The sequence below is a fragment of the Geomonas propionica genome (assembly GCF_016458235.1).
GTDB lineage: Bacteria > Desulfobacterota > Desulfuromonadia > Geobacterales > Geobacteraceae > Geomonas > Geomonas propionica.
Window position 1 is genome coordinate 61,498 of record NZ_JAEMHK010000008.1, and the last position, 19,136, is coordinate 80,633.

Sequence of the window (19,136 nt, forward strand, 5' to 3'; positions counted from 1 at the left end):
ATGGAGGACCTTATGGAAAAGAAGATGGAGTCCTTGAACGATGCTATTGCTCGATGGACCGAACAGGGCGAGATGCACACCACTGCCATCCCCGGTCTTGCCCTGTTTAGGCGGCAGGAACCTTCCGAGCCGGTAAGCGGCATATACGAGCCGAGCGTCTGTGTTGTCACTCAAGGAGCAAAGGTGGTCCAGTTTGGTGAAGAGTCTTTGGTCTATGACGCCCAGCACTACCTGATCACGGCCATTCATATACCGACACTGGTTAGGGTGACCGAGGCAAGCAGTGAAAAGCCATACCTTGGACTCAGGCTGACGCTCGACCTGCGAGAGGTCTCACAACTGATGCTCGACTCGAACCTCCCTAAACCGCGTGCTCAGCAAACCAGTCGTGGTATGGCGACCGGCGAGGTCACGCCGCAACTGATCGGGTGCTTTGAGCGATTGGTTGCTTTGCTTGATGATCCTATGGATATCCCCATTATGACGCCAGTCATCCAGAGGGAGATCGTCTATCGCCTCCTGACGGGGGATCAAGGAGAACGGTTACGGCAGATTGCTTCAACTGGCAGCCAGAGCAGTCAGATAGCCCGGGCGATCGACTGGCTGAAGGGGAACTTCAGCAGCCCATTACGAATCGACGATCTTGCGAGCAAGGTCAATATGAGCACTTCGACTTTCCACCATCATTTCCGTACCCTGACTGCCATGAGCCCGCTGCAATACCAGAAAATGCTGCGCCTGAACGAGGCCCGGCGTCTGATGCTGGCCGAGCGACTCGATGCTACAACGGCAGCCTTTAACGTAGGATACGAGAGTGCTTCGCAGTTTTCCCGAGAGTACGGCCGCGTCTTCGGAGCGCCTCCGCTGAGGGACATTAACCGAATGCGGCAGGCCTCTGCAGCAGCATAAGTACTTTAGTGTTGTGAAAGGGGGGGCAGTTCGAATGGAGGGACACCGCAGGTGTCTCTTCATTTTTTGTATGCCTGTTGTTTTGCCGTTTTCCCTCCGTATCCTCCTTTTTTCAAAGTCATACGCCTCTTAAAACCGATCAGTTCTTTTTCCACCATTGCCTCGGGGAATCGCAGTCAACCAAGTCTCTAGCGCTCGCCCCCCCTAGTTGCGACCTCCCATTGTCACATTCTTTCCCCTGAGCATCACTTGATGTTACAGATCCGGACGATCAGGCAAAAAAGAGACAGGATCGAAATATCCCCTTGTCCACAACTTATGTATATTTCAAATGGTGAAGCAAGGGGCAATAAGGCAATGTCTTGGTTTGAAAGAGGGGCATGACAATAGCCCTGTAACCTTCTAAGGATGTAATAATTCGTAAGTGTCAATGTCATATCGGCCTCCGGGGATGGCTGCAAGCCCTCGAGCAAAAAATGCACAAATCGGAGAAATGTGCAAATATCCAGCAGGATCGAGGTAACGGACTCGAAGGTAGCTGACCTATAATTACAACAGTGGAATTATGACTACAGGGAGCAAAAAAATGAAAATGCGAAAATTGGGCAACAGCGGACTTGAGGTTTCGGCCATAGGCATGGGGTGCATGAACCTGAGCTTCGGTACCGGGAAAGCCGTCGACATCAGCGAAGGAGTCCAGGTAATTCGTGCGGGATATGAAAAAGGGGTTACCTTCTTTGATACTGCAGAGGCGTACGGACCTTTCACAAACGAGGAGTTGGTTGGTCAGGCGCTGGAACCCTTCCGCAAGAAGGTCATCCTTGCCACAAAGTTCGGCATGATCTCCGAGGAGGGCGGACTCAACAGTCGGCCGGAGCACATCAAAAAGGTCGCTGATGCTTCGCTGAAACGGCTGAAAACCGACTATATCGACTTGTTTTACCAACACCGGGTCGACCCCAACGTCCCAATCGAGGATGTTGCCGGCGCGGTAAAAGAGCTGATACATGAAGGAAAGGTCAAATTCTTTGGGCTTTCTGAGGCAGGAGCAGACACCATCCGCCGCGCACATGCGGTTCAGCAGGTGGCCGCAGTCCAAAATCAGTACTCGATCTGGACCAGAGAACCGGAGAAGGAGGTGTTGCCGGTGTGTGAAGAACTGGGGATTGGCTTTGTTCCCTGGGGCCCCCTTGGGACTGGCTTTCTGACAGGCGCCATTACTCCGGACACCAAATTCGACAGCGCAACGGATCTCCGTGCTTCTTTCCCGCGGTTCACCCAGGAAGCACTTAAAGCAAACATGCCTCTGGTTGAAATGTTGAACGACATTGCCCGCAGCAAAGGCGTGTCCACAGTGCAGATCGCCTTGGCCTGGCTGCTCGCGCAAAAGCCGTTCATCGTGCCCATCCCGGGGATGGACAAGCTCGAATACATCGAAGACAACATCAAGTCGGCTGATCTGGCGCTGACTGCGGCCGACCTGAAGGAGATAGAAGGGCGGCTCGCCGGCATCGCCATCCAAGGTGACCGGCTTTCCAAGGAGTTGTTGTCACTCTCAGAGGAGTAAGCCTTGCTAGGTGTTGCTCAATAAGGGGTCAACTATGAAGAATGTCATCGTAGTCATTGGTGCTGGATTGATCGGTCAGGCTATCGCTCGGCGCGTTGGCGTAGGCAAACACGTCCTGCTGGCAGACCTGCGCCAGGATAATGTCGAGGCTGCAGCGAAAGTCCTAAGCGACGCCGGTTTCGAGGTGAGCACCACAACCGTAGACGTATCATCTCGTGCTTCGGTCCACGCACTCGTCGAGAGCGCAACAGGGATTGGCACCATAGCTGGAGTCATTCATGCTGCCGGTGTGTCCCCTACGCAGGCGGCTCCTGAGACGATCCTGAAGGTCGATCTCTACGGCACCGCACTGGTACTCGAAGAATTCGGCAGTGTCATCGCTCCTGGCGGTGCGGGCATTGTGATTGCCTCTCAATCGGGCCACCGCCTCCCAGCGCTGTCACCCGAACAGAACAGCGCTCTGGCAACTACACCCACCGAAGAGCTGCTCGCCTTGCCGATGCTTCAGCCAGACGTGGTGACCGACCCGCTTAATGCTTACCAGTTATCAAAGCGCGGAAATTCGTTACGGGTCATGGCAGAGGCGGTGCGCTGGGGCAAGCGTGGTGCACGGGTCAACACCATCAGCCCCGGCATCATCTGCACACCTCTTGCTAAGGACGAACTAGCCGGTTCCCGCGGCCCCGGGTACAGGCGCATGATTGAACTTTCTGCGGCTGGGCGTATCGGCACTCCGGACGAGGTGGGTGCCGTTGCAGCTCTGCTGATGGGACCGGAAGGCACATTCATCACCGGCAGCGATTTTCTCATGGATGGCGGTGTAACCGCTGCTTACTGGTACGGCGAACTCGCGCCGAAGTGAAGGAGCTTTTGCCGGGAGCCGACCAGACATTTTTTCTGCCATCAATAACGTACAGGAGAATCAGCATGAATAATTTCGTTTATAGCATTCCCACCACGGCTTATTTCGGAAAGGGCCAAATCCAGATCCTCGGTGAAACTATCAAGACCCATGGCGGCTCCAAGGTGCTGTTGGCGTATGGCGGCGGGAGCATAAAACAAAATGGCATCTACGAGATGATCCTCGAGCAGTTCCGCAAGGCCGGTCTTGCACATGTGGAGCTGAGCGGGATTCAACCCAACCCGAGGATCGAGAGCGTGGAGGCAGGGATTCGGGTCTACTGTGACAATGGCTGCGACTTCATCCTAGCCGTAGGGGGCGGGTCGACCCTGGACGCCTGCAAGGCCATCGCTGCCGGCGTGAAATACCACGGCCCCGTGACGGATCTCTTCGTCGATGAATCGGGCATCTCGTCAAAGATCACTGCCGTTGCTCCGCTTGCGACTATCCTGACCATGGCGGGAACCGGCTCGGAACTGGATATGGGGGGCGTCATCACCGTTGGCGACGATCACAAGAAAAAGGTCGTCCTGCATCCTCTACTCAATCCGAAATTCTCCATTCTTGACCCCGAGTACACCTATACGGTGCCTGAGTATCATTCGATGGCCGGCGTCGCCGACATCTTCTGCCACCTGATGGAGCAATACTTTACTCCCGAGGCCGCGACGACCGTTCAGGACCGCATGAACGAGGGGGTCATGAAGGCAGTTCTGGAGGAGGCACCGAAGATCCTCATCGACCCGAAAAACTACGACGCTCGTGCCAATATTATGTGGGCCAGCTCTATGGCCTTGGCCGGGTTCCAGTTTGTGCTCGGTAAGCCGGGATTTCCCTTCCCGTTGCACGGGATGGGGCACGAGCTTTCCAGCAGGTACGACATGACCCATGGTGTCACTCTCGCGCTGCTGACGCCTGCCTGGATGCGTCACACCATGACTACCGCTCCGGAGCACCTGCCGGTCTTCGCAAAGTTCGCCCGTAACGTGATGGATGTCCGTGAAGCTGACGATGCTAAAGCGGCCGAAGAAGGCGTTAGGAAGCTCGAAGAATTTTATTCCGGGATCAAGATGCCGGCGAACCTGCGCGAGGCAGGGGTAAAGGAAGAAGACCTGGAAATGATGGCCGCCAAAGCTGTGGAAAATGGGAAATTGGGCATCCTCACATCAATCGGCAAGGAAGAGGCCCTTCAGATCTTACAGATGGCATTGTAAATGACAAAGGTAAAGGATAACGAAATGAAAGCAATTGCGATAAACGGCAGCCCAAGACCGGGCGGCAATACCGAAATCCTGCTCAAGAAGACCCTCGAGCCTTTAGCAGCCGCCGGCTGGGACACGGAGTACCTGCGTATTGGCGGGAAGCCCCTTAGGGGCTGTATAGCCTGCATGAAGTGCGTTGAGAAACAGAACGGCAAGTGCGCTATTGAAAGCGACAGCATGAACGATGTGATCGAGAAGATGTTCGCCGCCGATGCGATCATACTTGGCTCTCCGACGTACTTCGCCGATGTCACCTCCGAGCTGAAGGCCCTGATTGATCGGGCAGGCTTCGTCGCCTTGGCGAATGGCGGTGCCTTCAGCGGCAAGATCGGTGCTGCAGTGGTGGCGGTGCGCCGTGGTGGGGGCACTCACGTTTTCGACACCATAAACCACATGTTCCTCACCTCATCGATGATCGTGCCTGGTTCTATCTACTGGAATCTCGGCGTGGGGTGCGCCAAGGAAGAGGTGCATGACGACGAAGAGGCCATTCGCAATATGGAGCATCTCGGGCAGACCATTGCCTGGCTTGGCAGGGGAACTGCGGCAGCCTCCGCGGCTGCACCTTTTCCGAAAGTTGCAGTGGAACTACATTAGGTAGAAGGGGAAAAAGCAGGCGAACAGCCGGCTTAGCAGAAAGGGACTGCATGTGAACGATCAAGGGCACAAAACATACGTAGCGACCGAGCCGGAAGCGGCGGACGGCAACGGGGTTTCCTCTTTGGCCCAGGAGTCTTGAATGGCCGACGTGGATCAACTTGAAATGTGGGTGGATAAAGAGGTTTCAGTTTTAGAGGAACCCAGACCGGGATGGTATGTGCTCGGCGTGCTGAGCCTTTTGATGGGCTTCGCATCGATTTCGACTGACCTTTACCTACCTGCCATGCCGCTGATGAGTAGCTCCTTGCACGCGGATACCGGGATGATAGAGTGGACCATCTCAGGGTATCTGGTCGGGTTCAGCTTTGGACAGTTGTTGTGGGGTCCGCTCAGCGACCGCTACGGTCGTCGCTTGGCAGTCGGCAGCGGGTTGATCCTGTTCGTGCTCGGCTCAGTTGGTTGTGCGCTATCCAGCGATGCCCTGACGTTGATCGGGTGGCGGGTGGTGCAGGCATTGGGCGCTTGCGCAAGTGTTGCTCTTTCGCGTGCCATGGTGCGTGATCTTTACGAGGGGACTAAAGCAGCTCAGATGCTGTCCACGCTGATTACGGTGATGGCCGTCATGCCCCTGGTCGGTCCCCTGCTCGGTGGGCAGATTGTTTCGGTGTCTGGTTGGCGCGCGATCTTCTGGTTCCTGGTCGCGGTCGGGCTCGTGACCCTTGGGGCGCTCTGCACCATCCCCGAAACTCTTCCCCTACGCAACCGCAACACAGAACCGCTCGGTAGGGCGCTGCTCAGCTATTTTGAGCTGCTGCGAAATCGCAGGCTGCTTGGGTATCTGGGGGCGGGCGGCTTTCTCTATGCCGGCATGTTCGCTTACGTTGCGGGCACACCCTTCGTCTACATCAGCTACTACCATTTCCCTGCTCGTCTGTACGGTCTGCTGTTTGGCATGGGGATCATCGGTATCATGGGGGCCAACATCCTGAACCGGTGGCTGATTGGGCGTTTCGGCTATGACCGGATCCTGGTGGCTGGAGCCATTGCGGCCTCAGCCACCGGCATGTGGGCCGGGTTCGCCGCGCATAGCGGTCTGGGCGGGCTTTGGGGACTCGTGATGCCGCTGTTTTTGTTCGCGTCAACTACGGGGCTCATCGTCGCCAACTCTATCACCGGCGCACTGGTCGATTTCCCACAGCGGGCCGGCGCTGTCTCGGCATTGACGGGAGCTGTCCAGTATGGAAGTGGCATCTTTGGTTCTGGACTGGTTGGACTGTGGGGAGACGGCACTCCCTGGCCGCTGGGGCTGGTCGTCGCCCTGAGCGGCGTCGGCTGCCTATTGTCGACTGTGTTGCTGTTACCTTCAAGGAAATGAAACCGGTGTGCGTCACAAGGAGGCATTAACTATGGAAAAAGTTGTTCTGAATAACGGCGTCGAAATGCCTATCTTGGGCTTTGGCGTTTTTCAGGTGCCCGATTCCGACGAGTGTGAGCGGAGCGTCTGCGACGCCCTCCATGTGGGCTACCGACTGATAGACACTGCGGCGGCCTACATGAACGAGGAAGCTGTCGGCAATGCGCTCAGGAAATGCGGCGTTACCAGAGAGGAGCTTTTCGTAACAACAAAGCTGTGGATCCAGGACGCGGGCTACGATAGCACCAAGCAGGCCTTTGAAAGATCTCTCAACAAGCTGCAGCTCGATTACCTAGACCTCTATCTGATCCATCAGCCCTTTGGCGACGTCCACGGCTCGTGGCGGGCTATGGAAGAGCTCTACCGGGAAGGAAAAATCAGGGCTATCGGGGTCAGCAACTTTCACCCTGACCGGGTGATGGATCTCATCGTCCACAACTCTGTGGTTCCCGCCATTAACCAGATCGAGACCCACCCGTTTTGCCAGCAGGTCGAGACCCAAAAGTTCCTCGAGGAAAACCGCATACAGATTGAATCTTGGGGACCTTTTGCAGAGGGGAAGAATGATCTGTTCGCCAACGAGCTGTTGAGATCCATCGGCGAGAAATACGGCAAAAGTATCGCCCAGGTTGTTCTTTGTTGGCTGATCCAGCGTGGCGTAGTCTCGATCCCTAAGTCGGTGCACCCTGGCCGCATACGGGAAAACTTTGATGTATTCAATTTTGAGCTCAGCGCTGAGGACATGGCGGCAATCGCGACTCTGGATCAGAACCAGAGCAGCTTCTTTGATCACCGCGACCCTGCGATGGTCAAGTGGTTGGGTGAAAGAAAACTCGCTCTCTGACACAGAGGACCGCACCACGGCACATCGCCTCGATGGGCGCCATAAGCGTTTCTGCTCGAGCGATGTTAAAGGAGATATACCATGAAGAAGCGATTGCTGGGAAAGGGCTTGGAAGTCTCAGCCATAGGTTACGGCGCCATGGGCCTGAGTCATGGATATGGACCGGCAACCGACCGGCAGCAAGCCATTGAGCTGGTCCGCGCGGCCGCAGAGCGTGGGGTCACCTTCTTCGATACAGCACAGATTTACGGCGCGGAGAACGAAGAGATCGTGGGCGAGGCCCTTGCACCTCTGCGCGGAGAGGTGGTGATCGCCACAAAATTCGGATTCGAACTCGGGCGCACCGACAATCGACAGGTCCTTAGCAGCCGGCCGGAGTATATCCGTGAGGTGACTGAAGGGTCGCTAAAACGACTCCGGGTCGAGGCCATAGATCTCTACTACCAGCACCGCGTCGACCCCGATGTTCCGATCGAGGACGTTGCCGGCACGATAAAGGACTTGATTGCCGAGGGGAAGGTGAAGCATTTCGGCCTATCAGAGGCCGGAGTAGAGACCATCCGCCGAGCCCACGCGGTCCTTCCGATCACAGCGGTCGAGAGCGAGTACTCCATGATGTGGCGACAGCCTGAAGACGAACTGCTACCTGTCCTTGAGGAACTCGGCATCGGCTTTGTGCCCTTCAGTCCTCTCGGCAAAGGTTTTTTAACCGGTCGCTTTGACAAAAAATCAACCTTTGACAGCTCCGATTTTCGCAGCGTCGTCCCGCGTTTCTCACCTGAAAATCTCGAGGCCAACCAGGCACTGGTGGACCTCGTAAAAGAAATTGCGGCAGATAAGCAAGCGACACCGGCCCAGGTCGCTCTGGCGTGGGTGTTGGCGCAAAAGCCGTGGATTGTGCCGATACCGGGTACCACCAAGCTCCAACGTCTGGAGGAAAATCTTGGCGCAGCCGACGTTGAGCTGTCGTTTGAGGATCTCGGCAACATCGCGCGTGCCTTAGCGGAAATAAAGGTGCATGGCGATAGGTATCCTGCCCATCTGCAGAAGAGGGTGGGGCGGTAACAGACAACGAGAGCCCCTCCGGGCGGCTGAGGAGTTTGTATTGTTGCGGAAATTTGCAGATGATATCGTTTAAGAAGTAAAGGTTGGAGAAAGTCATGACAAAAAAAAAGAATTTAGACGCTGACGAGGTAATCAACTGGGATGTTGCACTCGAGACTTTGGCCAAGACCATTGCCCGGTGGACCACCAACCGTGAAGTCCTCCAGACGGCGATACCCGGGTTGACCTTTTTTCACCACAACCACCCGACTGAGCCGGGAATCGGAGTGCATGAACCAAGCGTTTGCGTGGTTGCTCAGGGTGCCAAAAAAATCCATCTCGAAGACGAGACGTTCATCTATGACGCCAATAACTACCTGATTGCGTCGGTCCACATGCCGACAATTTATCAGGTGATATCCGCAACACCTGAAGAGCCCTACCTGGGATTGTTGTTGAAGTTTGATATGCGCGAATTGTCGCAGCTGATGATAGACAGCAACCTGCCCTCACCGCGAACGAAAACCATTGAACGCGCCATAGCAACCGGCGAAATGACGCTCCCCCTGTTGGGAGCGATCCAAAGGCTGGCCAGTCTGCTTGACGAACCCGAGAGCATACCCATTCTTGCACCGATGCTTCACCGGGAGATTCTCTTTCGATTACTCAACGGAGAGCAGGGAGCACGACTGCGCAAGATTGCATCAGCGGGAAGCAGTAGCCATCAAGTTGCCCGCGCAATTGACTGGCTGAGGGTGAATTTCTGCGAGCAGTTGCGGGTCGAAGACCTCGCCGAAAGTGCCAACATGAGTCCGTCCAGTTTTCACAGTCACTTCAGGTCAATGACCTCCTTGAGCCCGCTTCAGTACCAGAAACACCTCCGCCTGCAGGAAGCGAGGCGCATAATGCTTGCGGAAAACCTTGACGCAACGAGCGCTGCCTTCCGGGTTGGGTATGAAAGTTCGTCCCAGTTCAGCCGCGAGTACAGCAGACTGTTCGGGGCGCCACCGCTGCGCGATATCTCCCAGTTGCGTCGTGGAGTCGCTGGAATCACCAGCTAGCAAAACGCCTGCACCGCTGGAACCTCATAACAGATACTCACACAAAGGGGGCAGTTCATTTCAGAGCTGCCCCCTTTGTGGTCGCGCCCTACATAAAACGTTGCCAATTGTAGGATTGTGCAAAAAACGGATAGGTATGTGTATTTCCAAATCAACTGTAAGTTTCTAATATACAACCAAGAAAACAAAGCACCAGCAAGGAGAACCAAATTGCGCGACTTCTCTTTTTACAACCCGACGAGGATTGAATTTGGCAAAGGCAAAGAACTCAACATCGGGCAATACGTCAACGAGTTCGGTTTGGGCAGCGTCCTAATCCTATACGGATCGTAGCAACTTATTCAAGGAGCCTAAACATGGAACACAAATCTTCTACAAGCAGATTGGGTATCGTCACTTCGATTTTTGCAGGCTTGTTATTATCAGCTAGCATCGCATTGGGGGCCGACATGTCTCATGGAGCGGATAATTTTTACAAAAGCGACAAGGTCACATTTCAGAAGGTTTCATTCAACAATCAATACAGGATGAAAGTTGCAGGAAACCTGTTCATTCCCAAGGGAATAAAGCAGGGAAGCAAGAACCCCGCAATAGTTGTCGGCCACCCCATGGGGGCCGTCAAAGAGCAAAGCTCGAACCTGTATGCCACGAAACTGGCCGAGCAGGGCTTTGTAACCCTGGCGATCGACCTGTCCTTCTGGGGCGAGAGCGAAGGTCAACCACGTAATGCCGTTTCACCAGATATCTATGCAGAGGATTTCAGTGCGGCGGTCGATTATCTAGGCACCCAAACATTTGTGGATCGTGAGCGGATTGGTGTCCTTGGTATCTGCGGCAGCGGGAGCTTTGCGATCAGTGCCGCCAAGATTGACCCCCGCATGAAAGCCATTGCAACCGTCAGCATGTACGACATGGGTGCGGCAGTCCGTAATGCACTCAATCATTCACAAACCATTGAGCAGAGAAAAGCGATCATCGCCGAAGCAGCTCAGCAGCGTTATGCCGAATTTACTGGTGGTGAAACTAAATACACAAGCGGTACAGTGCACGAATTAACAAAAGATACACATCCAATCCAGCGTGAATTTTATGATTTTTACCGTACGCCGCGAGGTGATTTCACCCCCAAAGGTTCATCACCGGAACTGACAACGCACCCGACACTGACAAGTGCCGTGAAGTTCATGAACTTCTACCCCTTTGAAGATATTGAGACGATCTCCCCTCGCCCCATGCTGTTCATTACTGGCGACAAAGCACATTCCATCGAGTTCAGTCATGATGCGTACAAGCGAGCAGCTGAACCCAAGGAGCTGGTTCTCGTCAAAGGTGCGGGGCATGTGGATCTCTACGACCGGGTCAATCTGATCCCTTGGGACAAGCTGACCTCGTTCTTCAGAAAGAACTTGATATGAGTAGCGACTCCATGACTACGCAAGTATGTGACTCCCTAGATCAGGGTGAATTTTCCCAAGACGAGGCAGGCACGCGACCTGCGTGCTGGAGCGGTGTATTTGCCATGACGCTGTGCGTGTTCGCGTTGATCGCCTCTGAGTTCATGCCTGTCAGTCTGTTGACACCAATGTCTGCCGCTCTGCACGTCACCGAAGGGATGACAGGGCAAGGCATCGCGATTTCCGGTGCCTTCGCAGTGGTGACGAGCCTGTTCATTTCCGCGCTGGCCGGCAGTATGGATCGTAAGACGCTACTGCTGGGCTTGACGGGGGTGATGGCCCTGTCCGGCGCGGTCATCACTCTGGCGCAGAACTATGTCATCTACATGGTGGGTCGCGCGCTCATCGGCGTGGTGGTAGGTGGGTTCTGGTCACTGGCGGTGGCTACCGCCATGCGGTTGGTACCTGGAAACCAAGTGCCGCGCGCGATGGCCGTCTTCAATGGCGGCAACGCCTTGGCAACCGTTTTAGCGCCTCCCCTAGGTAGTTATCTCGGCTCGGTCATCGGCTGGCGAGGCGCGTTCTTCTGCCTAGTACCGGTGGCATTGATAGCCCTCGTTTGGCAATGGATGAGCTTGCCCTCAATGCAGGTAGAGACAAGAGCGAGTTCGGGCAACATATTCAAATTGCTGAAAAGCCGTACTGTCGCTTTGGGTATGGCCGCTTGCAGCATTTTCTTTATGGGGCAGTTCACGCTGTTCACCTATGTACGTCCGTTTCTGGAGACGGTGACGCAAGTGGACGTGGACGCGCTGTCGCTCATCCTGCTTGTGATCGGCGTGACGGGTTTCATAGGCACCACACTCATCGGCACTGTGCTAAAGAAGTTTGGCCTATATCCCACGATGATCGTCCTTCCAGTGTTGATGGCTATGATTGCCCTAGCACTGATCGTCTGGGGCGGCTGGGTGTCAGCCGTGGTGATGGTGCTCGGTTGTTGGGGACTGGTTGCCACCGCTGCGCCCGTGGGCTGGTGGAGTTGGGTGGCTCAGACCCTGCCCCACGATGCAGAGGCAGGTGGCGGGCTGATCGTGGCGGTAATACAATTGGCCATTGCCATTGGTTCCACCGTGGGCGGCTTGCTGTTCGACACGAGCGGCTACCAGAGCACCTTTGCCGCCAGCGCCATTGTGTTGCTCATTGCAGCGGGTCTGGTGTTTATGACGTCTCGCGTGGATCGGGCGCATTCCGCCTGAGTCACACCACTTTCAAGAAGAGCTGCCATGCAATCACACATCTCGGTCGTAGTGTGCTTTTAAATCAGTCATTTGGCTCTCCGTACCATGACTTTCAGGGAACTAATTGGCGAAGGGCCAGCTTCGAAATCCCTTGAGGCTGGCATCAAGTAAGGACATTGTTGTCTCCCTTTTTCAGGATTCGCTTAAAAAGCCGCCGGCTGGGACCCTGCCCACCTGCAGAAGAGGGTGGGGCGCTAACTGGAAACGAGAGCCCCCCGGGCCGCTGAGGAGTAAATGAGGGACATGAGACCACTTCTTATCCTGGCATCCGCTTGTATCGCGATGTTGATCACTGCTATATCGGAGGCGCAGACCATGCAAAATCATCTAAATGTGAAACAGCGGGCAATCATCCCCATCGCCGCTTTCACTGCCAACGGAGATCTCGACAAGCTAAGAGTGGCACTATGTGATGGCCTCGATGCCGGTCTTACCGTGAGTGAGATCAAGGAAATCCTGGTTCAGCTTTACGCCTACGCCGGCTTTCCCCGAAGCCTTAACGGCATTGGCACTTTCATGACTCTTTTAAGCGAGCGAGAAAAAGAAGGTATCAGGGACGAGAAGGGGAGGGGATCAAGCCCTCTGCCGACAAGCCGAACTAGCCTTGAATTCGGCGCCGAAAACCAGACCAGGCTAGTCGGACAACCTGTGACCGGCCCGGTTTTTGACTTTGCCCCGGCAATCGACCAATTCTTAAAGGCCCACCTCTTCGGCGATATCTTTCAGCGCGACGTGCTGAATTGGCAGGACCGAGAACTGGCAACAGTAGCGGCTCTGGCCAATATCGAGGGTGTTAATCCGCAATTGCAGGGGCATTTGTCCATAGCTCTGCACAACGGTCTGTCCCCCGAGCAGTTGCGGGATCTTATCGGTGTTCTGCGCACAAAGTGCGGCCCGACGGTTGCGGAGAACGCTGGAGTCGTTTTTGACCAGGTTTTGGCGTCCAGTAAGCAAGTACCGTTTGGAGACCGCCCTGCCATGGATAACGTCGAGGCTACTGCGAACCTCCAAAAGGAGAAGAACATGGGTCAGCAACACAGTGACCTTCGCAATGGCGGTATTTTTCCCGTGGGAGAGAAGAACGAAAAATATGCCAAATACTTTACCGGCACAAGCTATCTTAAGGTGCTGTCGACGGAAAGGATGTTCATAGGGAATGTGACCTTTGAGCCAGGTTGCCGAAATTTCTGGCATATCCATCACAAGGGGGGACAGATTTTGCTCGTCACTGGCGGACGCGGCTGGTATCAAGAATGGGGAAAAGCCGCGAAGGAGCTCAGGGCTGGTGACGTGGTGAATATTGCACCAGAAACCAAGCATTGGCATGGAGCCGCTAAAGATAGCTGGTTCTCCCATGTGGCAGTAGAAGTCCCCGCAGAGGGCGGTTCCACCGAATGGCTTGAGCCGGTGCCCGATGAGGCATACAACCGGTTGCCGAAGTGATCAAGGCAGTCGAGCGATGACGACGGTAGATAACGCGGTATCAGTTTGGCCAAGGTAAAGGGAGCAACAAATTTGTGGGTGTGTACTCAGTTGTATTTTAAAGGAAACGAGGTCTAGGCAAAGCCTGCGCTTCGCAGGTAATGGGGGCTCCGCAATATTAGGTGCCAACGGGGTGGCGTATCGTTAAATGTCCCATAAGATATATTATGTCAAGTTGAAGACCTGTATTTGCCCGAGCACAAGGCCGCATCCCCCTACAGGTGCTCCGAGGGGCGAAATACCGTGAAACCGGTGAACCCCTTACTCGGGTCCTGCGGTGTCCGCTTCTGCTCCACCGGTTTTGCGAGTGGCCAATGACGCTGCCGCTTCACCACATGCCGCTCTGGTTTCCAGCAGTACCTGCCTCTCGTTCCAGCTGCCTGCGGACATGCTCGCTCTGCCCGGTCGCCTACATCATCTACCAGACCTGTACCGGTCGACGACTTCTCCCGGCCCACCAGATGGTGACCGCAGGCACGGCCGCTGCAAACGTTAGAACAGTGCCCGACCCCGTAGAACGGCTTCTGGCGCAGTCGGACCAAAATCGGGTCCAGGCCTACCCCTGCACCCGATCGAAAAGTCCCTTTAAACGGCAAATTTGGAAGCCGCTTTTTTAGGCAATTACCAGTGGCGGCTTTCCAGGGACTTGACCAGCTCGACCACCTTGTCGGCTACCAGTGATTCCAGCACTTTACCCTTTTCCGCACTCGCCTTGCCCGGGTCGCCCCAGACTCCGCCGGGCCAGAAGCTCCGCTTGTCGCGAACCAGGATCCCCACGGGGAAATTGGGGTACTCGGCGGGAGCCGTGCCTTTGACCAGATGCGGATGCGAATGCATGATGCGGGAGGTTTCGATTTCGCCGGCATGGGCATCGCCGCGCGTCTCGATCAGGTGGGCGCCGGTCTCTTTGGCGAGTTCGTATTCGGTGACGACCGCCATGTTTATTGCCGGCAGTTCCTGAATCAACTCTTCGCCGGCGTCCTGAAGCGCCATGCGGTGCGAACCGCCAGCGTGCCCAGTGAGTACGACGAAGTTGACCAGACCCTGGGCGTGCAGCGATCGTACGATGTCTTTTAGTAACGCCTTCAGTGTCACGGTTCTGATGGACACGGTGCCCGGATGGCGCGACGTGGAGCGGCAGCACCCATAATGCACCGGCGGCGCCACGAACAGCGGAATCCGCTCGGCGGCGCGCTTGCCCACCTCGTATGCTTCAATGGTGTCCGTAGACAGCGGCAAATGGCTGCCATGCTCCTCGACCGATCCAAATGGAATATATACGGTTTTGCAGACCTCCAGCCCCTGGACGAATTCATCCATGGTCATGTTCTCGATCAGCATCGCATTGCCCCTTTAAGTCATTGAATTTAAATGTAATTTATTCTGTAGCTGACGTCCCCTCCCCCGTTCTGTGCGTTGGGGAAGGGGACTAAGTGGTCAGGAATCCAGCATTTCCCGTACCTTCTTGGCAAGCTCGATGGGCCTGGCCGGTTTCTTGAGGATGTCGACCCCCTCCTCCAGGAAGATCCCCTTGTCCTGGATAACGTCAGCAGTGTATCCGCTCAGGAAGAGGACCTTCAACTGCGGTGAGTGCCGGCGCAGCTCCTCACAAAGCTGCTTGCCGTTCATCTTGGGCATGATCACGTCGAGCAGGGCCAGGCTGATCTCCTGATTCCTGGCCTCGAAGAGTTGCAGCGCTTCGTCGCCGCTGCTCGCCAGTATCACTTGGTATCCATACCTCTTAAGGACGGACTCGACCAGCCGCCCCACGGCGGCGTCGTCCTCCACGACCAGGATGCTCTCGGTCCCTCCTTCCGGGATGAAGGTGCTGGGTTTCTCGCTGGGCTGCACCTTCTCGGTGATCAGCGGCAGGTAGATGCTGAACGTGGTGCCGAAACCCCTCTGGCTGAAAACGGTGATGTAGCCGCCATGCTGCTTGATGATCCCGTAGACGATCGACATGCCGAGTCCGGTACCGCGACCGGGGAGTTTCGTGGTAAAGAAGGGTTCGAAGATCTTCTGCTGGGTTTCGGCATCCATTCCGGTCCCGGTATCGGCGATAGTAATCAGGGCGTAGCGACCGGGCATGCCGTATCCGTATTGGCGATGGAACTCCTTGTCTAGAGTGGTCAGCTCGGTCCGGATGGTCAACTCGCCGCCGGTGGGCATGGCGTCCCTGGCATTGGTGGCAAGGTTCATGAGCACCTGCTCCAACTGCCCGCTGTCCGCCATTACCAGCAGCTTCTCGTCGCTGAAAGAGGTCTTCAGGGTTACGTCTTCGCCGATGATCCGGACCAGGAACTTGGCATGCCTGCGGGTCAGATCGTTCAGCTCCACCTGCTGCATCACCATCACCTGTTTGCGGCTGAAGGCCAGCAGGCTCTTGGTGAGGTGCGTGGCCCGGTCGGCCGCATCGAGGATCTGCTCCATATGGTCGAGCATCGGGTCGTTTTTAGGCAGGGAGTACTGCAGCAGTTGACCGAAGCCGAGGATCACGGTCAGTATGTTGTTGAAATCGTGGGCCACGCCGCCGGCAAGTTGGCCGATAGCTTCCATTTTTTGCGCCTGCCTCAGTTGCTCCTCGAGTTTCTTGCGCTCGTTGATGCTCTCCATGAAGGCCATGAAGTGGTTGATCACCCCGGAACTGTTCAGGATGGGGGAAATGGTGGCGTGCTGCCAGAAGGTGGTGCCGTCTTTGTGCCGGTTGTACAATTCGCCGGTCCATATACGGCCTGAGGTGATGGTGTTCCACATACCCTGGTAAAGCTCGGCCGAGGTCTTGCCGCTTTTCAGAAGGCGCGGGTTAAGCCCGACGACTTCCTCCGAGGTGTACCCGGTAATCTCGGTGAAGCGCGGGTTGACAAACTCGATGTCGCCATTGATGTCCGTGATCATGATGGCGACCGGACTCTGCATCACGGCCTGGGACAGCTTCAGCAACTGCTCGTCGGCCTGCCGACGCTCGGTCACGTCCTTGTAGATGACCACGGCGCCGACCAGTTCTCCCCCTTCCCGCAACGGCCTGCAGTTATATTCCGCGTAGAAACTGCTGCCGTCCTTGCGCCAGAACAGCTCGTCGCTTCCCTGGTAGGGGCGCCCCTCGTAGCAGGCTGCCGACATCGGGCACTCCTGCTCGGGGAAGAGAGAGCCGTCCTCGCGGGTATGGTGCATCAGCGAATGCTGATGCTGCCCGAGCAGTTCTTCCTGGGTCCATCCCACCATGTGCGCCGCCGCCGGGTTTACAAAGGTGATGCGTCCCTGCAGGTCGACGCCGTTGATCCCCTCTCCCGCCGCATCGAGGATGAGCTGCATCTGGCGACGGGTTTGTTCGTGCGCCACCTCGGCCTGCTTGCGCTCGGTGATGTCCTCGAGGTTTTGGATGGCGCCGACCACCCTCCCCTGCCGGTCGCGGATCTGTGCCGCGTTGATGGTGACGTAGTGCCCGTTTCCTTCCGGATCCTGGTACCACCCTTCGGCCTGCAAACCGCCCTCTATCAGCGGCGACCTGCGGCAGTCGCTGTAGAACCTGGCGCCGTCGTGAAAATTCTCGTCCAATACCAGGTCGGCGAGAACCGGCCGGTCGGTGCCGTAAAAGACTTTGCCGACGTTGCTGGAACCCAGTGCCTCGCTAGCCTTGATCCCGGTGAGGTTTTCCAGCGCGTGGTTCCAGATGAGGACGCGGTGCTGGCAGTCCAGCACGAACGTAGGCTGCGTCATGTTCAAGACCAGGCTCTCGGCAAATTCCTTCTGCGACTGCAGGTCCGCCTCCGCCTGCTTGCGCTCCGTGATGTCGAGCATGACCCCGAGGATGCCGCCGCAGCTGCCGTTGCTGGCGGTGAAGCTGGTCTTGAAGAAGATGACGTCGCGCTCGGAATGGTCGACGTGCACGGCCTTGCTTTCGTAGACCTGCACCCCGGCGCCGGCGATCACTTCCTGGTCCGAACGGTGGTGCACCTCGGCGATCGAAGCAGGCGTCACGTCGAAGACGGTCTTGCCGATGACCATGTCCCGGGTCAGGCCGGTAAAGTTGTAGAAGGCCTGGTTGCAGCCCAGGTACCTGCCGTCGGCCCCCTTGTAGTAAACGGGGATGGGGGTGACCTCGATCAGCTTCTGCGAGAACTCCAGTTGCCGCTTCAGTTCGTATTTCTGTTGCTGCAGTTCCTTCAACAGCTGATTGAAGGCATCTCCCAGGACGCCGATTTCATCGCCGGTCGCGATGTTGATGGGAGCGGCGTCACCTTCCTTGTTCTGGGTCAGCACCCTGATCTGTTCGGTGAAAGTGGTCAGCGGCGCGGTGAGGAACTTCATGCAAAGCCAGACCACGAGCATGGAGATGAGAAAGACCACCACTAAGGCGATAAGGATGTAGCTGCGGGCCCGGTAAACCGGCGCGTACGCCTCCTGTTGGGGGAAATTGCTGGCGAGGATCCAGTTGGTGGTCTTCAGCCGCCTGAAGGAGCTGATCACCGGGATGCCCCGGGAATTGGTTGTCTCGCCGGTCCCCTCGAACCCGGCGATGGCATCGTCGTAGAGGCGGTTCTTGCCGACAGGAACGTCCTGCTTGAAGATTCGGCGGCCGTCGGGGTGGGCGATCATCACCCGGTCCGTGTTGTACAGGTAGAGATAACCCTTCTGGCCGAGGGTGATCTTGCCCACCCTGGTCACGAAGTTGTCCTTGGTCAGGTCCATGCTTCCCGCCAGGATGCCGGCTACTTCGCCCCGGTCGTCAAGCACCGGCGCGGTAAGCATGATGATGGGATGCCGGTGGGTTTGCGCCGAGAGGAACGGGGCGGAGATCTGGGGCTGCCGGGTGGCGAGCGTTTTTTTGACGTAGTCACGGAACAGGAAGTTCTTGCCGACGATGCCGCTGTCGAGAGGGTTGCCCGAGATGAGCGTCCCTTGGGCGGAAAAGAGAAACAGGCCGTTGTCGAACATGGTCAGGTTGCCCGGACGCTGGTCGAAGAAGTTCTGCATGGTCCCCGGGTCGTGCAGAGTACCTGTTTTGAGGGTGCGGGCGGTGGCCACCAGTTCCGTTTGCGACAACCGGAACTTGTCGTCGATCTGGTCGGCGAGTGCGGTAACCATGTCGAACTGCTGCGTGTAAAGCAGACCCTTGATCTGGTCGGTGACGTAGAGGTGGGTGGTAAGCGCAATAATGGATAACAACCCCGCCGTCAGCAGGGATATGGTTACCGTCATCTTTGTTTTCAGGCTAAAGGGGCGCAATCAGCCTCCGCTGGCAGGGCACCACATGCGGCATTCCGGAACTTGCTACCTTAGTATGAATATGTTCAACCTGTCCAGCTAAAAAGTTGTACCGATCCGGCGGGAAATACCCGTTTATTAACAGTTTTTGGATC

14 protein-coding genes are annotated in these 19,136 nt (G+C 56.2%); 12 read left to right on the forward strand and 2 right to left on the reverse strand.

Annotation, left to right across the window (positions count from 1 at the left end; translation table 11 throughout):
• Positions 1–12: 12 nt before the first annotated feature.
• The 12 genes from JFN90_RS11855 to JFN90_RS11910 all read left to right on the forward strand — a co-directional run bounded on the left by JFN90_RS11855 (position 13) and on the right by JFN90_RS11910 (position 13,737).
• Positions 13–909: an AraC family transcriptional regulator gene (locus JFN90_RS11855; protein ID WP_199395330.1), complete on the forward strand. Its 897-nt coding sequence runs from the start codon at positions 13–15 to the stop codon at positions 907–909.
• A gap of 586 nt (positions 910–1,495) precedes the next feature.
• Positions 1,496–2,476, forward strand: coding sequence for an aldo/keto reductase (locus JFN90_RS11860; protein ID WP_199395331.1), 981 nt, complete (start codon positions 1,496–1,498; stop codon positions 2,474–2,476).
• 34 nt (positions 2,477–2,510) lie between these two features.
• The gene (locus tag JFN90_RS11865; protein WP_199395332.1) at positions 2,511–3,338 is read left to right on the forward strand and encodes an SDR family oxidoreductase; all 828 of its coding nucleotides are present in this window, start codon (positions 2,511–2,513) and stop codon (positions 3,336–3,338) included.
• Between the two features lie 65 nt (positions 3,339–3,403).
• Positions 3,404–4,591, forward strand: a complete 1,188-nt coding sequence (locus tag JFN90_RS11870) for an iron-containing alcohol dehydrogenase (RefSeq protein ID WP_199395333.1) — start codon at positions 3,404–3,406, stop codon at positions 4,589–4,591.
• A 24-nt stretch (positions 4,592–4,615) separates the two neighbouring features.
• Positions 4,616–5,236 (forward strand): flavodoxin family protein, encoded by a 621-nt coding sequence (locus tag JFN90_RS11875; RefSeq protein WP_185242167.1) that lies wholly within the window; start codon positions 4,616–4,618, stop codon positions 5,234–5,236.
• Between the two features lie 142 nt (positions 5,237–5,378).
• Positions 5,379–6,614 (forward strand): multidrug effflux MFS transporter, encoded by a 1,236-nt coding sequence (locus JFN90_RS11880; RefSeq protein WP_236018970.1) that lies wholly within the window; start codon positions 5,379–5,381, stop codon positions 6,612–6,614.
• A 31-nt stretch (positions 6,615–6,645) separates the two neighbouring features.
• Positions 6,646–7,497: an aldo/keto reductase gene (locus JFN90_RS11885; protein ID WP_199395334.1), complete on the forward strand. Its 852-nt coding sequence runs from the start codon at positions 6,646–6,648 to the stop codon at positions 7,495–7,497.
• An 81-nt stretch (positions 7,498–7,578) separates the two neighbouring features.
• Positions 7,579–8,562: an aldo/keto reductase gene (locus JFN90_RS11890; protein WP_199395335.1), complete on the forward strand. Its 984-nt coding sequence runs from the start codon at positions 7,579–7,581 to the stop codon at positions 8,560–8,562.
• A 95-nt stretch (positions 8,563–8,657) separates the two neighbouring features.
• On the forward strand, positions 8,658–9,602 hold the full coding sequence (locus JFN90_RS11895) for an AraC family transcriptional regulator (protein ID WP_199395336.1): 945 nt from the start codon (positions 8,658–8,660) through the stop codon (positions 9,600–9,602).
• A gap of 356 nt (positions 9,603–9,958) precedes the next feature.
• Positions 9,959–11,017, forward strand: coding sequence for an alpha/beta hydrolase (locus JFN90_RS11900; RefSeq protein WP_199395337.1), 1,059 nt, complete (start codon positions 9,959–9,961; stop codon positions 11,015–11,017).
• Between the two features lie 104 nt (positions 11,018–11,121).
• The gene (locus tag JFN90_RS11905) at positions 11,122–12,252 is read left to right on the forward strand and encodes an MFS transporter (protein WP_199395338.1); all 1,131 of its coding nucleotides are present in this window, start codon (positions 11,122–11,124) and stop codon (positions 12,250–12,252) included.
• Positions 12,253–12,537: 285 nt separating this feature from the next.
• A complete protein-coding gene (locus tag JFN90_RS11910; RefSeq protein ID WP_236018971.1) occupies positions 12,538–13,737 on the forward strand; it encodes a carboxymuconolactone decarboxylase family protein in 1,200 nt (399 codons plus the stop codon).
• 660 nt (positions 13,738–14,397) lie between these two features.
• Here the strand turns inward: JFN90_RS11910 and JFN90_RS11915 are convergent.
• Positions 14,398–15,117 carry a creatininase family protein gene (locus JFN90_RS11915; protein ID WP_199395339.1) on the reverse strand — a complete coding sequence of 240 codons (720 nt, stop codon included), beginning with the start codon at positions 15,115–15,117 and terminating at the stop codon, positions 14,398–14,400.
• Positions 15,118–15,213: 96 nt separating this feature from the next.
• Positions 15,214–18,975 carry a PAS domain S-box protein gene (locus JFN90_RS11920; protein ID WP_236018972.1) on the reverse strand — a complete coding sequence of 1,254 codons (3,762 nt, stop codon included), beginning with the start codon at positions 18,973–18,975 and terminating at the stop codon, positions 15,214–15,216.
• Positions 18,976–19,136 lie beyond the last annotated feature (161 nt).

Coding starts and splice junctions, on each gene's coding strand:
- JFN90_RS11915 (WP_199395339.1), bottom strand. CDS start 15,117: ATGCTGATCGAGAACATGACCATGGATGAATTCGTCCAGGGGCTGGAG.
- JFN90_RS11875 (WP_185242167.1), top strand. CDS start 4,616: ATGAAAGCAATTGCGATAAACGGCAGCCCAAGACCGGGCGGCAATACC.
- JFN90_RS11900 (WP_199395337.1), top strand. CDS start 9,959: ATGGAACACAAATCTTCTACAAGCAGATTGGGTATCGTCACTTCGATT.
- JFN90_RS11880 (WP_236018970.1), top strand. CDS start 5,379: ATGGCCGACGTGGATCAACTTGAAATGTGGGTGGATAAAGAGGTTTCA.
- JFN90_RS11890 (WP_199395335.1), top strand. CDS start 7,579: ATGAAGAAGCGATTGCTGGGAAAGGGCTTGGAAGTCTCAGCCATAGGT.
- JFN90_RS11885 (WP_199395334.1), top strand. CDS start 6,646: ATGGAAAAAGTTGTTCTGAATAACGGCGTCGAAATGCCTATCTTGGGC.
- JFN90_RS11855 (WP_199395330.1), top strand. CDS start 13: ATGGAAAAGAAGATGGAGTCCTTGAACGATGCTATTGCTCGATGGACC.
- JFN90_RS11865 (WP_199395332.1), top strand. CDS start 2,511: ATGAAGAATGTCATCGTAGTCATTGGTGCTGGATTGATCGGTCAGGCT.
- JFN90_RS11905 (WP_199395338.1), top strand. CDS start 11,122: ATGACGCTGTGCGTGTTCGCGTTGATCGCCTCTGAGTTCATGCCTGTC.
- JFN90_RS11870 (WP_199395333.1), top strand. CDS start 3,404: ATGAATAATTTCGTTTATAGCATTCCCACCACGGCTTATTTCGGAAAG.
- JFN90_RS11920 (WP_236018972.1), bottom strand. CDS start 18,975: ATGACGGTAACCATATCCCTGCTGACGGCGGGGTTGTTATCCATTATT.
- JFN90_RS11895 (WP_199395336.1), top strand. CDS start 8,658: ATGACAAAAAAAAAGAATTTAGACGCTGACGAGGTAATCAACTGGGAT.
- JFN90_RS11910 (WP_236018971.1), top strand. CDS start 12,538: ATGAGACCACTTCTTATCCTGGCATCCGCTTGTATCGCGATGTTGATC.
- JFN90_RS11860 (WP_199395331.1), top strand. CDS start 1,496: ATGAAAATGCGAAAATTGGGCAACAGCGGACTTGAGGTTTCGGCCATA.